This window comes from Pseudomonas sp. WS 5411 (assembly GCF_012985595.1).
Taxonomy (GTDB): Bacteria; Pseudomonadota; Gammaproteobacteria; order Pseudomonadales; family Pseudomonadaceae; genus Aquipseudomonas; species Aquipseudomonas shahriarae.
Map to the genome: position 1 here is coordinate 67,815 of NZ_JAARMC010000007.1, position 14,899 is coordinate 82,713.

Below are 14,899 nucleotides of genomic sequence, written 5' to 3' on the forward strand. Positions count from 1 at the left end.
TGCCCCTTCAAACTCAAGATTTCAATGCTTCGGCAAGATTCGCGAGTTTGCCGCGAATCGAGCCATCGATAACCAGGTCGCCGGCGCGGATGACAACACCCCCAATAAGGGATGGGTCTTCCGCAACTTGCAGGCGCACTTCCCGGTCGAGTCGTGCACTGAGAACCTTGGCGAGTTTGTCTTGCTGTTCTTGGTTCAATGCAAAAGCACTGGTCACTTCAACGTCTACCGACTTCTCTTGCTCGGCCTTGTACAGGTCGAACAGAGCGGCAATCTCCGGCAAAAGCGGGAGACGGTCGTTTTCGGCAACGACGTGGATGAAGTTCTGCACTTTCACATCAAACTTGTCGCCGCACACGTCAATAAACGTGGCGGCCTTGTCTGCGCTCGTCAGTCGCGGGGCCTTGAGCACGCGCTGCATGGTGTCGTCTTGCGACACTGCTGCAGCCAGGCCGAGCATGGCTGACCAAGAGGCCAGCTGCTGGTGGGCCTGGGCGTGCTCGAAGGCTGCCTTAGCGTAAGGTCGGGCCAACGTGGTCAATTCTGCCATGATCGCCCTCGCTTAAATTTCAGCAGCCAGTTTGTTTACCAGCTCCGCGTGCGCGTTTTGATCGATTGTGGCACCCAGGATCTTCTCAGCACCGCCGACGGCCAGAGCACCCAGTTGGGCACGCAGCGCATCTTTGACACCGTTCAATTCCTGTTCGATCTCGGCCTGAGCCTGAACCTTCACACGGTCAGCGTCGATACGGGCTTTTTCAACAGCCTCTTCAACAATCTGGTTACCGCGTTTCTTGGCTTGCTCAATGATTTCAGCTGCCTGAGCCTTCGCTTCGCGCAGTTGCTGACCCGCTTTATCTTGGGCCAACTCCAGGTCGCGAGCTGCTCGTGCGGCAGCGTCCAGTCCATCCGCGATCTTCTTCTGACGTTCGTGCAAAGCCGCGATGACCGGAGGCCATACGAACTTCATGCAGAAAACAACAAAAATCAAGAACGCTAAGGACTGACCAATAATGGTTGCATTAATGTTCACGCCAATACCTCGCTCGTTCGTTGCACAACACACCAATCACTCGAAAAAACGAGTGATTAACCGGCGAGTTGACCAACGAAGGGGTTCGCGAAGGTGAAGAACAGAGCGATACCAACACCGATCATGGTCACGGCGTCGAGCAGGCCGGCAACGATGAACATTTTAACCTGCAGCATTGGAACCATTTCTGGCTGACGCGCGGCGCCTTCCAGGAACTTGCCGCCCAACAGGCCGAAACCAATGGCAGTACCCAGGGCGCCCAGGCCGATCAACAGTGCAACAGCGATAGCGGTTAGACCAACTACAGTTTCCATCTTTCCTCCCGACTTTTACGTCGTATGGTTTAGGTTTTTTAGATTTTAAAGCGGTAAAACAAATCGTTTCATAGCCCTGGTGGGCCACCTTCCCGTTTCACCGGGAAGGACATCAGACTAGTCGAGACTGGTCTTAATGGTTCTCTTCGTGCGCCATCGACAGGTAGACGATGGTCAGCATCATGAAGATAAACGCCTGCAGGGTGATGATCAGGATGTGGAACACAGCCCACGCCCACTGCAGAACAATGCCCAGGCCGCTAAGCCAGAGCAGGCCGCTGCCGAACATCACAGCGATCAGGATGAACACCAGCTCGCCGGCATACATGTTGCCGAACAGTCGCAGAGCCAGGGAAATCGGCTTGGCGATCAGGGTGACAAATTCCAGCAGGAAGTTCACCGGGATCAGCAGGGCTTGAACGAAGATGTTCTTGCTGCCGAACGGGTGCAGGGTCAGTTCGCCGATGAAGCCGCCGATGCCCTTGATCTTGATGCTGTAGAAAATGATCAACGCGAATACCGACAGGGCCATGCCCAGGGTAGCGTTAGGGTCAGTGGTCGATACCGCGCGGAATGGGATGTGCGGGTCGCCGGAGATCAGGATGGCCAACTGAGGAATCCAGTCGACCGGGATCAGGTCGACGGCGTTCATCAGGAACACCCAGACGAAGATGGTCAGTGCCAGCGGTGCAATCACCGGGCTACGACCATGGAAGCTGTCTTTCACGCTGCCATCGACGAATTCGACCAATACTTCAACGAAGTTCTGCAAAGCACCTGGCTGACCGGAAGTCGCCTTCTTTGCCGCCATGCGGAAAATCAGGACGAAGATCAGACCCAATGCGACCGACCAGCCCAGAGTATCCAGGTGGAAAGCCCAGAAGCCCATTTCTTTGGCCTCTGCTGCGGAGTGGGCAAAGCCCCAGCCGCCGTTGGGAAGCTGACCGAAGGTCAGGTTCTGCAAGTGGTGCTGGATATAGCCCGAAGCGGTTGTTTCTGCCATGGTTGCCTCAAACGCCCTAAGGTTTCGAAAGTCTTGTTTTCATCAGCAGGGGAGCGAACCAGCTGACCAGTTGGGTCAACACGAAGACGCCGAATACAGCTAGCGGCGCCAATGGCTTCACACCTGCAAAGGTCAGTGCAAACAGCACTGCCGTCAAAATCAGTTTCCCTGCCTCGCCGGCATAAAAGGACCGGACGATAGCCTGGGCTGCCCGGGCGCCGGAAAACCGAAAGGCCCTGTGAGCAAAATACATATTGGGCAGCAAGGCTATCAGGCCTCCGCAGAGTCCTGAATATCCGGCTACGACCCCATGCCAGTACCAAAGCGCCAATGCGGCGATCAGCAAAATGACAAATTGGGCCAATAAAACCGGAAAAACGGCCAAGCGATGGAACGGCAACGTGTTTGGCGTGCGGGTTTCCATCACTCTTGCTCCTCAATGGTCGGCTGCCGGAAATCAATAACTTGGCATAATTTGTGCCGACAAAATGCGCGCAGAGTATAGGGGCGGTTCTGCCCCTATTCAACTGCCAGGTAGTGATTTCCGACTGCGCGCTACATAAGCAAATGTTTCAGCGGATGTGGGAAAGAACGCCCTGAAGCTCATCAAGGGAGTTATATCCGATAACCAATTGCCCTTTACCCTTCTTGCCGTGGCGAATTTGCACCGCAGAGCCCAGCCGCTCGGCCAGGCGCTGCTCCAGGCGCGCGATATCCGGATCAGTTTTGGTGGGTTCGACCGGTGCAGGTTTACCACTGAGCCACTGCCGAACCAGAGCCTCGGTCTGACGAACGGTGAGACCTCGTGCGACAACGTGTCGCGCCCCTTCAACCTGTTGATTTTCCGGCAACCCGAGCAAAGCGCGGGCATGACCCATTTCCAGGTCGCCATGGGACAGCATGGTCTTGATCACTTCCGGAAGCGCGATCAGGCGCAGCAGGTTGGAAACCGTGACACGGGATTTACCCACCGCGTCGGCCACTTCCTGCTGGGTCAGCTTGAATTCCTGCTGCAAACGCTGCAGGGCAATGGCTTCCTCGATCGGATTGAGGTCCTCACGCTGGATATTCTCGATCAGTGCCATGGCGATGGCCGTTTCATCCGGCACATCGCGCACCATCGCCGGGATGGTTTCCTGGCCGGCCTGCTGGCTGGCGCGCCAGCGGCGTTCACCGGCGATGATTTCAAACCGACCGCCGCCAATGGGGCGTACGACAATCGGCTGCATCACGCCCTGGGCCTTGATCGAGTTCGCCAACTCCTCCAGCGCCTGCGGGTCCATGTCTCGGCGCGGCTGGTACTTGCCACGCTGGATCAGGTCCAGGGGCAGGTGCTGCAGCTCACGGGAGTCGGCCTGCACCGCCTGCTCTTCCAGCGAAGTGACAGTCGGACCACTCAGTAGTGCATCCAGTCCACGTCCGAGACCTCGTTTCTTGACGGCCATGGGGATTCCTTAAGTTGGCTGGGCTGCAGCGGTGCGTGAGTTGCGACGTTGGCGACGAACCATCTCGCCGGCCAGCGCCAGGTAGGCAATGGCACCACGCGATGACTTGTCGTACGCCAGCGCGGGCATGCCATAGCTTGGCGCTTCGGCCAGGCGGATGTTACGCGGGATCACTGTGTCGTAAAGCTGGTCGCCAAAGTGTTCCTTGAGTTGCGCCGACACGTCGTTCATCAGGCTCAGGCGCGGGTCATACATGGTCCGCAGCAGGCCTTCGACCTTCAGGTTCGGGTTGAGCAACTCAGCGATACGCTTGATGTTATCCACAAGGTCGCTCAAGCCTTCGAGGGCGAAGTACTCGCACTGCATGGGGATGATCACCCCATCGGCGGCAACCAGTGCGTTGAGCGTCAGCATCGACAGCGACGGCGGGCAGTCGATCAAAATGTAATCGTAATTCTCGCGGATCGGCGCCAGGGCGCTGCGCAGACGGCTTTCTTTCATCTGCATTTCCAGCAGCACCACTTCCGCCGCGGTCAAATCGCGGTTGGCTGGCAGCAGTTGATAACCGCCGTGCTCGGAATAGTGCATGGCCTGGGCCAGGTCGCACTCGCCTATCAGCAAGTCGTAGACCGAGTTTTCCAGGCCGTGTTTATCCACACCGCTACCCATGGTGGCGTTGCCCTGTGGATCGAGGTCGATCAACAGCACCCGACGCTTGGTAGCGACCAGGGATGCTGCGAGGTTGATGCAGGTGGTGGTTTTACCCACGCCACCTTTCTGGTTCGCTATCGCGAATACCTTAGCCATTCTTGCTTGTGTTCCCAATCATGCCGTGCGGCGCAGTATCAGCAGATGGCGTTGGCCTTGGCAACCGGGTACGGCCAAGGCGTGTTCGCTATCGAGGTGGAAGTCTGCCGGCAATGCTAACAGCTCGTCGCTTGGATGAACGCCCTTCATTGCCAGCCAACGGGTGTTCAGGTCGCCCAGGTGGCGGGTCCAGTTGCTGAAGTTCTCCATGCTGCTGAAGGCCCTGGAAACAATTCCGTTGAAGGGCAGTTCAGGCGTGAAGGCTTCGACCCGGCTGTGGATAACTTGCAGGTTGTCCAGCTTGAGTTCGAGTTTGACCTGGGTCAGGAAACGGGTTTTCTTGCCATTGCTGTCCAGGCAGGTCACTTGCGACTCGGGAAACAGGATCGCCAACGGGATGCCTGGCATGCCACCACCACTGCCGACGTCCAGCCAGCGGCCGTTTTCGATAAATGGCATCACGCTCAAGCTGTCGAGCAGATGCCGCGAAACCATTTCATCGGGATCGCGCACCGCAGTGAGGTTGTAGGCCTTGTTCCACTTGATCAACAGGGCCAGGTAGCCCAACAGCAATTCGTGCTGGGTTTCGGTCAAGTGCACACCCAACTGGCGTGCACCTGTGGATAACTCTTCGGCGTGTTGCGAGGTGACCAACGAACTCAAGCGCTTTGCTCCAACTGACGGCCCGCGCCGCGTTTTTTCAAATGAATCATCAACAGCGAAATGGCTGCCGGGGTGACTCCCGGGATACGGGAGGCCTGGCCCAGGGTCTCGGGGCGAGTTATCCCCAGCTTGCTTTGAATCTCTTTCGACAACCCGGAAATACCGGTGTAGTCGATATCCACAGGCAGCTTGGTGTCTTCACTGGCGCGCAGACGAGCAATCTCGTCCTGCTGGCGGTCAATGTAACCGGCATATTTGGTCTTGATTTCGACCTGCTCGGCCACCTGTGGATCTTCTGCGCCGCCGCCCGTCACTTCGACCAGACCAGCGTAGTCGATTTCCGGACGGGACAGCAGGTTCAGCAGGTTGTACTCGTGGGTCAGTGGCGTGCCGAATTTTTCGGCAATGGCATCGCCCTGCTCCGTGCCCGGGCGGACCCAGGTACTTTTCAGGCGCTGCTCTTCCAGTTCGATGCTTTCGCGTTTTTTGCAGAACGCTTCCCAGCGCGCGTCATCGACCAGGCCCAGCTCACGACCTTTTTCGGTCAGGCGCAGGTCGGCGTTGTCTTCGCGCAGGATCAGGCGATATTCGGCCCGGGAGGTGAACATCCGGTACGGTTCCTGAGTACCCAGGGTAATCAGGTCGTCGACCAACACCCCGATGTACGCTTCATCGCGACGCGGGCACCAGCTGTCTTTGCCCTGGGCGCGCAATGCGGCGTTGGTCCCGGCCAGCAAACCCTGGGCGCCGGCTTCTTCGTAACCGGTGGTGCCGTTGATTTGCCCGGCGAAGAACAGGCCGCCGATCACCTTGGTTTCCAGGCTGTATTTCAAGTCCCGTGGATCAAAGTAGTCGTACTCGATGGCGTAGCCCGGACGCACGATATGAGCGTTTTCCATGCCGCGAATCGACTGCACGATCTGGATTTGCACGTCGAACGGCAGGGAAGTGGAAATCCCGTTCGGGTACAGCTCGTGGGTCGTCAAACCTTCCGGCTCGATGAAGACCTGGTGGCTTTCCTTGTCGGCAAAGCGGTGGATCTTGTCTTCGATCGACGGGCAGTAACGCGGGCCGATACCTTCGATCACCCCGGAATACATCGGCGAACGATCGAGGTTGGCGGCGATGATTTCGTGGGTACGCGCATTGGTGTGGGTAATCCAGCAGCTCACCTGTTTGGGGTGCTGCTCCTTGGAACCCATGAACGACATTACCGGGATAGGCGTATCCCCGGCCTGTTCGGTCATCACCGAGAAATCCACAGAACGCCCGTCGATACGCGGCGGGGTCCCGGTTTTCAGGCGACCGACACGCAGTGGCAGTTCGCGAAGGCGATGAGCGAGGGCAATCGACGGCGGATCACCGGCGCGACCACCGGAATAGCTCTGCATTCCGATGTGGATAAGTCCACCGAGGAAGGTCCCCGTGGTCAGCACCACGGATTCTGCGAAGAAACGCAGACCCATCTGGGTGACAACACCGCGCACCTGGTCCTGCTCGACGATCAGATCATCCGCTGCCTGTTGAAATATCCACAGGTTGGGTTGGTTTTCCAGGGTTTCGCGTACTGCCGCCTTGTACAAAATGCGGTCGGCTTGTGCCCGAGTAGCACGCACGGCCGGGCCTTTGCGGCTGTTGAGCACGCGAAATTGAATACCACCTTTGTCGGTAGCCATGGCCATCACACCGCCAAGGGCGTCGATTTCCTTGACCAGGTGGCTCTTGCCGATCCCACCAATGGCGGGGTTGCAACTCATGGCACCGAGGGTTTCCACGTTGTGCGTCAGCAATAGGGTTTTGACCCCCATGCGGGCTGACGCCAGTGCTGCCTCGGTACCGGCATGACCGCCGCCGATGACGATCACTTCAAAACGGGAAGGGAAATCCACCACGCACCTCGTGCCTGCTTATGTAGGTAATTAGGAATTGATTGGTTGAGCTGGTTTTAGAGCTTTGGCGGCAAGTATAGGGACTTAGCCCTTCCTAAAGAACCCTTTGCACAAAATTTAACCAGCTGTGGATGAATCACAGACAATAGAAATTAAAAGAGAGAAATTTATTAAATCTTTGTTTTTATGTTTATTTCTACTGAGCCTACTTTCTGTGGATAGATTGCTACAGCCCTTCATTTACGATGTGTACAGAGATTCAAAAGTCTGTGGTTAGGTGGCAAGGAGGCCCTTGGATAAGTGCTTTAAGCCTGTGGATTAAACAGGTGGTTATCCACAGAGGGGTTTTTACTCAGGTTTCGAGCCCTGTTATCAACTGGGCACAGGGGCGGTTATTCACAGGGCTTAATCCACAGAAAAGACTCAGCCGCGGTAAATTTCGCCCACGGCAAGGCCACCTCGGGGCGAGGTTATTGTCAGAAAATACGCGGGAGTGTCCTGAAACGGACAAAACAGACAGGCACGAATGGCCTGTCTGTGAACAACGAAGGGCTATTTACCGATGCAGAAACTGGAAAAGATCCTGCCGAGCAGGTCATCGGAACTGAATGCCCCGGTAATCTCCCCCAGAAGCTGCTGTGCCTGACGCAAATCCTCGGCCAGAAGCTCTCCTGCCCCTGCCAGGGTCAACTGCGCACGGCCGTGCTCAAGGGCTGCACTGGCATGGCGCAGGGCTTCCAGATGCCTGCGGCGAGCACTGAAGCTGCTTTCCGAGGTCTGTTCGTAGCCCATGCAGGCCTTGAGGTGATCGCGCAGCAGCTCCAGGCCATCACCGGCAGACTTGGCGCTGAGGCTGATGGTGACATGGCCATCTTCGCTGACCTCCAGGGCAATCGCCTCACCCGTGAGGTCCGCCTTGTTGCGAATCAGCGTGACTTTGGCCGGATCAGGCCGCTGTTCAAGGAATTCTGGCCACAGGGCAAAAGGATCGACGGCCTCCGGCGCGGTGGCATCCACCACCAGCAGCACCCGATCCGCTTCACCGATAGCCTTGAGCGCCCGTTCCACACCGATTTTTTCCACCTGGTCATCGGTATCACGCAAACCGGCGGTATCGACCACGTGCAGTGGCATACCATCAATGTGGATATGTTCGCGCAGGATATCCCGGGTAGTACCTGCAATCTCGGTAACAATCGCCGCTTCACGCCCTGCCAGGGCATTGAGCAGGCTGGACTTGCCAGCGTTGGGCCGGCCGGCAATCACCACGGTCATGCCGTCGCGCAGCAGTGCGCCCTGCCCGGCCTCCTTCAAAACTGTGGATAACTCGTCCCGCACTTTGTCCAGCATGGCCAGGACATGGCCATCGGCAAGAAAATCGATTTCTTCTTCCGGAAAATCAATCGCCGCCTCGACATAGATGCGCAAACTGATCAATTGCTCGGTGAGGTTATGCACACGCAGGGAAAACGCCCCCTGCAATGAGCGCAGGGCATTGCGCGCAGCCTGTGCAGAACTGGCCTCGATCAAATCGGCAATCGCCTCAGCCTGGGCCAGGTCGAGCTTGTCATTGAGAAACGCGCGCTCGCTGAATTCACCAGGCCGTGCAAGACGGCAGCCCAACTGCAGGCAACGCTGTAGCAGCATGTCGAGGACGATAGGCCCGCCATGTCCCTGCAGTTCCAGCACATCTTCACCGGTGAACGAGTTTGGGCCCGGGAAATACAGGGCCAGGCCCTCATCCAGTACCTCAAGATCCTCGCCGAAGAAAGGCCCGTAATGCGCATACCGGGGTTTGAGCTCACGGCCACTGATCGCTTTAGCGGCAATGCCGGCAAGCGGCCCGGAAATTCGAACGATACCGACACCGCCCCGGCCCTGAGCGGTGGCGACGGCAGCGATGGTTTCACGAGGAGCGCTCATCAGCGGTTTCCCAGACAAAAGTGACAGAATGCAAAACGCCCCACGAGGGGGCGTCTTGAGTGGTTATCCACAGAGTAAGTTACGCCTCGGCTTTTTTGGCAGCCGCTTCGATCTTACGTGTGATGTACCACTGTTGAGAGATCGACAACACGTTGTTGACCACCCAGTACAGAACCAGACCAGCCGGGAACCACAGGAAGAAGAAGGTGAAGATGATTGGCATCATTTTCATCACCTTGGCCTGCATCGGATCCGGAGGTGTTGGGTTCAGACGCTGCTGGATGAACATGGTGGCGCCCATGATGATCGGCAGGATAAAGAACGGGTCTTTGATCGACAAGTCAGTTATCCACAGCATGAACGGCGCCTGGCGCATTTCCACGCTTTCCAGGAGTACCCAGTACAGCGACAGGAACACCGGCATCTGCACCAGAATCGGCAAGCATCCACCCAGCGGGTTGATCTTCTCTTTCTTGTACAGCTCCATCATGGCTTGCGACATTTTCTGCCGGTCATCGCCATGTTGCTCTTTCAACGCAGCCAGTTTCGGTGCAACGGCACGCATACGGGCCATCGATTTGTAGCTGGCGGCCGACAGCGGGAAGAAAATCCCCTTGATCAGCATGGTCAGGAAGATGATCGACCAGCCCCAGTTACCGACGATGCTGTGGATATGTTGCAGCAACCAGAAGATTGGCTGGGCAATGAACCACAGGATGCCGTAATCCACAGTCAGTTCCAGACCTGGGGATAACTCCTTGAGGACGGCCTGGCTTTTCGGGCCGGCATACAAGGTGGCGCTGGTTTCAGCCTTGGCACCTGGCGCAACGGTCAACGCCGGGCCAGTGAAACCAATGATGTAGTTACCCTGGTTGTCCTTGCGGGTCTGGACCAGGTTGGCTTCGCCCCTGTTCGGGATCCACGCGGTTACAAAGTAGTGTTGCAGCCAGGCTACCCAACCACCTTGTACTGTTTCTTTCAGCGCGCCCTTGTCGATGTCTTTCATCGACACTTTTTTGTACGGCTCGTTACTTGTCCACAGGGCGGCGCCCAGGTAAGTCGCGGTGCCGGTGGCAGTGCTGGAAGACGGATCGGAGCTGCCATCACGCTTGAGCTGGGCAAACAGGTTGCCTGTCCAGGCCTTTTCGCTGGTGTTGTCGATCAGGTAAGTGACTTTCAGATCGTACAAACCGCGCGTGAAGCTGAAGCGCTTGATGTAATTGACGCCGTCGTGACTGAATTTCAGGTCGACGTTCAACTGGTTTTGGCCATCAGCCAGTTGATAAGTCTTCTGTTCGGTCGAATAAACCGGACGACCGGTAGCACGAGCATCAGGACCATCAGTGCCAGTCAGGCCGCTTTGTGCCAGATAAACACGCTCGCCACCATTGTCGAACAACTGGAAAGGAACATCCGGATGGTCTTGGCGACGTGGGTACAGTGGCAATTTCAGCTGGGCGATATCGCCGCCCTGTGGATCGATCGCCAGGTCCAGTACATCCGTTTTGACGTGGATGAGGTCTTTATTGGTGATGACCGCGTTATCTACAGGGGTGCTGGTATCGGCATTCGCGCTGGGTACATCGGCACTGGCGGAAGCATTGTTACCCAACGGTGCATCTGCAATAGCAGGAGCAGACTGATTGGTAGCAACATTCTGAGTCGGCAGGGCAGCCTGGCCATAGTCCTGGTTCCATTTCAGAACCATAACGTAGGACACGATTGCCAGGGCGACGATCAGGATCGTGCGTTTAATATCCATGATTACTCGGCCATCGAAGAAGAACGGGAGGTAGGGATAGGCGGAACCGGGTCATAACCACCGGGATTCCACGGATGACAGCGACCTAAACGACGAAAGGTCAGCCAGCCACCGCGCAGAAGGCCATGATTTTCTATGGCTTCATACGCGTAGCAGGAACAACTGGGGTAGAAACGACAGTGGCTGGCCATCAGCGGACTAATGGCATAGCGGTAAAACTGGATCGGAACGAGGGCCAGTTTACGCATCAGTGCTGTCTACCCCTACAGTTTCGGGGCTGACTGCTGGAGTCGGCTTGCTGGTGCGAGCCAAACGTTTCCAGAGCTTGCCGAAATGCTGAATCAATTCGGGGTTTTCTACGTCCCCCAAGCCTTTGCGCGCGACGATAACAATATCCCAACCAACCAGAGTGTCCTGGTGGAGGCGAAACGATTCGCGCATCAGACGCTTGAGGCGATTGCGCTCAACGGAGAGCTTTACGCTCTTCTTGCCGATCACCAACCCGAGACGGGGGTGATCCAGATCGTTGTTACGCGCAAGGAGCAGGAGATTTTTCCCCGGAACCTTGCCGGTGGGGGAGTCAAAGACTGCCTTGAAGTGCCGGGGGGTTAGCAGACGCTTTTCCCGACTGAAGTCCTGACTCACCACCAGTACCGGATTATCAAACTGCCAGACGCGCACGACCTTTGGCGCGGCGACGCGACAGGACAGCACGGCCGTTCTTGGTAGCCATGCGAGCACGGAAACCGTGGGTACGGGCGCGTTTGATGGTGCTTGGTTGGAAAGTACGTTTCATGGCGTGTTACCTGGTTCGTCCACAACGGGCCGGAATGGCCCCCGTTTTAAGAGACCGGGGATTCTAGAGAAAGCAAGCCTCTAGGTCAATTTCCAACCAGCTATTCCTTCAATTAGATATCTGAGGGCATCGAGACCGATTCCGGGCGGTTCGACTTTGACGAGCAATGCCATAGATATAAAAATAAAGAAGGAAGTTATTTAAAGCTTTTCTGTAAAGCATATAAAAGCTAGGGACGCGATCTTCTGTGGATAACTGCCTTGAGGCCATATTCCACGTGCTGTACAGAGAATGACAACACGGGGGAGAAACGGTGCTCTGCCTGTGCTGCGCTGTCGGATAAGCTGTGTGTGGAATGGGTAGTTATCCACAGGCCAGTTACCCACAGACTTTCGCCCCCACTTGTACAACGAGCTTAGGGGCGCTTATCCACAGAGCTTATGCACAGACCATTTGTCGCCTTTTTTACGCTTAAGGCATTGATTCTTGGCGGCCTCTGAGCAAGCTACATGTGGATAAGTGGACCGCTCGCCGCTACAATGGCGGCTGTTTTTGCCTCACCGGCTTTCAACTTAGGGGATATCCGTGTCAGTGGAACTTTGGCAGCAGTGCGTGGAGCTTTTGCGCGATGAGCTGCCTGCCCAGCAATTCAACACCTGGATCCGTCCACTACAGGTCGAAGCCGAAGGCGACGAGTTGCGTGTCTACGCACCCAATCGTTTTGTTCTCGACTGGGTCAACGAGAAGTACCTGAGCCGCGTTCTCGAATTGTTCGACGAACACGGCAACGGCATGGCTCCAGCACTCTCCTTATTAATAGGCAGCAAACGCAGCTCCGCCCCTCGCGCCGCGCCTAATGCGCCGCTGGCCGCCGCTGCATCGCACGCCCAGGCCGCTGCGGCGCCGGTTAACCACGCCCCCGCCCCCGCTGCGCCCGCCCCGAGCAAATCCGTGGCGCAAAAAAATGCGCCAGTGAGTGAAGAGCCGTCCCGCGACAGCTTTGACCCGATGGCGGGAGCCAGCTCGCAGCAGGCGCCGGTACGCGCCGAACAGCGTACGGTCCAGGTCGAAGGCGCGCTCAAGCACACCAGCTACCTGAACCGCACCTTTACCTTTGAAAACTTCGTCGAAGGTAAATCCAACCAGCTGGCCCGCGCTGCGGCCTGGCAGGTGGCCGACAATCCCAAGCACGGTTACAACCCGCTCTTCCTTTATGGCGGCGTTGGCTTGGGTAAGACGCACTTGATGCACGCTGTGGGTAACCACCTATTAAAGAAGAACCCGAATGCCAAGGTCGTGTACCTGCACTCGGAGCGCTTCGTGGCCGACATGGTCAAGGCGTTGCAACTCAATGCAATCAACGAATTCAAACGCTTCTACCGCTCCGTCGACGCACTGCTGATTGATGACATTCAATTCTTCGCGCGCAAGGAACGTTCCCAGGAAGAGTTTTTCCACACGTTCAACGCCCTGCTTGAAGGTGGCCAGCAGGTCATCCTCACCAGTGACCGGTACCCGAAGGAAATCGAAGGTCTGGAAGAGCGCCTCAAATCGCGCTTCGGCTGGGGCCTGACCGTTGCGGTAGAGCCGCCGGAACTGGAAACCCGGGTTGCGATCCTGATGAAGAAGGCCGATCAGGCGAAAGTCGATCTGCCTCACGACGCGGCGTTCTTCATTGCCCAGCGCATTCGCTCCAACGTGCGTGAGCTCGAAGGCGCGCTCAAGCGGGTCATCGCTCACTCGCACTTCATGGGCCGCGACATCACCATCGAGTTGATTCGCGAATCCCTGAAAGACTTGTTGGCGCTGCAAGACAAGCTGGTCAGTGTGGATAACATTCAACGCACGGTGGCCGAGTACTACAAGATCAAGATTTCCGACCTGCTGTCCAAGCGCCGCTCGCGCTCGGTAGCGCGTCCCCGTCAGGTGGCTATGGCGCTCTCCAAGGAGCTGACCAACCACAGCCTGCCGGAAATTGGCGATGTGTTTGGTGGTCGCGACCACACCACGGTCTTGCACGCGTGCCGCAAGATCAACGAACTTAAGGAATCCGACGCGGATATTCGCGAGGACTACAAGAACCTGCTGCGTACACTGACAACGTGATGAACACCAGCGCAGCTTATTAAGGCAAGGGACTAGACCATGCATTTCACCATTCAACGCGAAGCCCTGTTGAAACCCCTGCAACTGGTCGCAGGCGTCGTCGAGCGCCGACAGACCTTGCCGGTACTTTCCAACGTATTGTTGGTTGTCGAAGGCCAGCAGCTGTCGTTGACCGGTACCGACCTGGAAGTCGAACTGGTTGGTCGAGTACAGCTGGAAGAACCCGCCGAGCCCGGTGAGATCACCGTGCCTGCGCGCAAGCTGATGGATATCTGCAAAAGCCTGCCCAACGACGCGCTGATCGACATCAAGGTCGATGAGCAGAAGTTGGTGGTCAAGGCCGGCCGCAGTCGTTTCACCCTGTCGACCTTGCCGGCCAATGACTTCCCGACGGTGGAAGAAGGTCCAGGTTCGCTGACCTGCAGCCTGGAGCAAAGCCGCCTGCGCCGTTTGATCGAGCGCACCAGCTTCGCCATGGCCCAGCAGGACGTGCGTTACTACCTCAACGGCATGCTGCTGGAAGTCTCCGAAGGCATCATCCGTGCCGTGGCCACCGACGGTCACCGCCTGGCAATGTGTTCGATGAAGGCCGATATCGGCCAGCCGGACCGCCACCAGGTGATTGTGCCGCGCAAAGGTATCCTCGAACTGGCGCGCCTGCTCACCGAGCCGGACGGTAACGTCAGCATCGTCCTGGGCCAGCACCATATCCGTGCCACCACGGGCGAGTTCACCTTCACCTCCAAACTGGTAGACGGCAAGTTCCCGGACTACGAGCGCGTGTTGCCCAAGGGTGGCGACAAGCTGGTGATCGGTGATCGCCAGGCGCTGCGTGAAGCGTTCAGCCGTACAGCGATTCTTTCCAACGAGAAGTACCGGGGTATTCGCCTGCAATTGGCCAACGGCCAGCTGAAAATCCAGGCCAACAACCCGGAGCAGGAAGAGGCGGAAGAAGAAGTGGGCGTCGACTACAACGGCGGTTCCCTGGAAATCGGCTTCAACGTGAGCTACCTGCTGGACGTGCTGGGTGTGATGACCACCGAGCAGGTGCGTCTGATCCTGTCGGACTCTAACAGCAGCGCCCTGGTGCAAGAATCCGATAACGACGACTCGGCTTACGTTGTTATGCCGATGCGCCTGTAATCATGCTCAGCAGAA

General features: G+C 57.1%; 16 protein-coding genes. 2 read left to right on the forward strand and 14 right to left on the reverse strand.

The features are described 5' to 3' along the window. Nucleotides 1-13 precede the first annotated feature (13 nt). The 14 genes from HBR93_RS12995 to rpmH all read right to left on the reverse strand — a co-directional run bounded on the left by HBR93_RS12995 (nt 14) and on the right by rpmH (nt 11,635). Complete coding sequence (locus tag HBR93_RS12995) at nt 14-550, reverse strand: F0F1 ATP synthase subunit delta (protein WP_057439298.1); 537 nt, start codon at nt 548-550, stop codon at nt 14-16. 12 nt (nt 551-562) lie between these two features. Next, nucleotides 563-1,033, reverse strand: coding sequence for a F0F1 ATP synthase subunit B (locus tag HBR93_RS13000; RefSeq protein WP_008439543.1), 471 nt, complete (start codon nt 1,031-1,033; stop codon nt 563-565). Nucleotides 1,034-1,089: 56 nt separating this feature from the next. Then, the gene (gene atpE, locus HBR93_RS13005; RefSeq protein WP_002555987.1) at nt 1,090-1,347 is read right to left on the reverse strand and encodes a F0F1 ATP synthase subunit C; all 258 of its coding nucleotides are present in this window, start codon (nt 1,345-1,347) and stop codon (nt 1,090-1,092) included. Between the two features lie 133 nt (nt 1,348-1,480). After that, nucleotides 1,481-2,350 carry a F0F1 ATP synthase subunit A gene (gene atpB / locus HBR93_RS13010; protein WP_049710820.1) on the reverse strand — a complete coding sequence of 290 codons (870 nt, stop codon included), beginning with the start codon at nt 2,348-2,350 and terminating at the stop codon, nt 1,481-1,483. 16 nt (nt 2,351-2,366) lie between these two features. After that, nucleotides 2,367-2,774, reverse strand: coding sequence for a F0F1 ATP synthase subunit I (locus HBR93_RS13015; protein ID WP_010565865.1), 408 nt, complete (start codon nt 2,772-2,774; stop codon nt 2,367-2,369). Nucleotides 2,775-2,922: 148 nt separating this feature from the next. Continuing rightward, on the reverse strand, nt 2,923-3,795 hold the full coding sequence (locus HBR93_RS13020) for a ParB/RepB/Spo0J family partition protein (protein WP_057439295.1): 873 nt from the start codon (nt 3,793-3,795) through the stop codon (nt 2,923-2,925). A gap of 9 nt (nt 3,796-3,804) precedes the next feature. Further along, nucleotides 3,805-4,602 carry a ParA family protein gene (locus HBR93_RS13025; protein WP_005792605.1) on the reverse strand — a complete coding sequence of 266 codons (798 nt, stop codon included), beginning with the start codon at nt 4,600-4,602 and terminating at the stop codon, nt 3,805-3,807. A gap of 18 nt (nt 4,603-4,620) precedes the next feature. Then, on the reverse strand, nt 4,621-5,265 hold the full coding sequence (gene rsmG, locus HBR93_RS13030) for a 16S rRNA (guanine(527)-N(7))-methyltransferase RsmG (protein ID WP_057439294.1): 645 nt from the start codon (nt 5,263-5,265) through the stop codon (nt 4,621-4,623). Continuing rightward, a complete protein-coding gene (gene mnmG, locus HBR93_RS13035) occupies nt 5,262-7,154 on the reverse strand; it encodes a tRNA uridine-5-carboxymethylaminomethyl(34) synthesis enzyme MnmG (RefSeq protein WP_169960444.1) in 1,893 nt (630 codons plus the stop codon). Before mnmG ends, rsmG begins: the two co-directional genes overlap by 4 nt. Nucleotides 7,155-7,706: 552 nt before the next feature. Further along, the gene (mnmE, locus tag HBR93_RS13040; protein ID WP_057439293.1) at nt 7,707-9,077 is read right to left on the reverse strand and encodes a tRNA uridine-5-carboxymethylaminomethyl(34) synthesis GTPase MnmE; all 1,371 of its coding nucleotides are present in this window, start codon (nt 9,075-9,077) and stop codon (nt 7,707-7,709) included. A 79-nt stretch (nt 9,078-9,156) separates the two neighbouring features. Continuing rightward, the gene (yidC, locus tag HBR93_RS13045; RefSeq protein ID WP_057439292.1) at nt 9,157-10,839 is read right to left on the reverse strand and encodes a membrane protein insertase YidC; all 1,683 of its coding nucleotides are present in this window, start codon (nt 10,837-10,839) and stop codon (nt 9,157-9,159) included. 2 nt (nt 10,840-10,841) lie between these two features. Next, on the reverse strand, nt 10,842-11,087 hold the full coding sequence (gene yidD, locus HBR93_RS13050) for a membrane protein insertion efficiency factor YidD (protein WP_010465488.1): 246 nt from the start codon (nt 11,085-11,087) through the stop codon (nt 10,842-10,844). Continuing rightward, nucleotides 11,080-11,484, reverse strand: coding sequence for a ribonuclease P protein component (gene rnpA, locus HBR93_RS13055; protein WP_029290189.1), 405 nt, complete (start codon nt 11,482-11,484; stop codon nt 11,080-11,082). The genes yidD and rnpA overlap by 8 nt, the downstream gene beginning before the upstream one ends. Nucleotides 11,485-11,500: 16 nt before the next feature. After that, on the reverse strand, nt 11,501-11,635 hold the full coding sequence (rpmH, locus tag HBR93_RS13060; protein WP_003213577.1) for a 50S ribosomal protein L34: 135 nt from the start codon (nt 11,633-11,635) through the stop codon (nt 11,501-11,503). Between the two features lie 585 nt (nt 11,636-12,220). On the opposite strand from rpmH, the gene dnaA reads away from it, so the two are divergent. Together dnaA and dnaN are read left to right on the forward strand one after the other, a co-directional pair. Continuing rightward, nucleotides 12,221-13,741: a chromosomal replication initiator protein DnaA gene (dnaA, locus tag HBR93_RS13065; RefSeq protein ID WP_120734385.1), complete on the forward strand. Its 1,521-nt coding sequence runs from the start codon at nt 12,221-12,223 to the stop codon at nt 13,739-13,741. Between the two features lie 39 nt (nt 13,742-13,780). Continuing rightward, on the forward strand, nt 13,781-14,884 hold the full coding sequence (gene dnaN, locus HBR93_RS13070) for a DNA polymerase III subunit beta (RefSeq protein WP_057439291.1): 1,104 nt from the start codon (nt 13,781-13,783) through the stop codon (nt 14,882-14,884). Nucleotides 14,885-14,899: the final 15 nt, after the last annotated feature.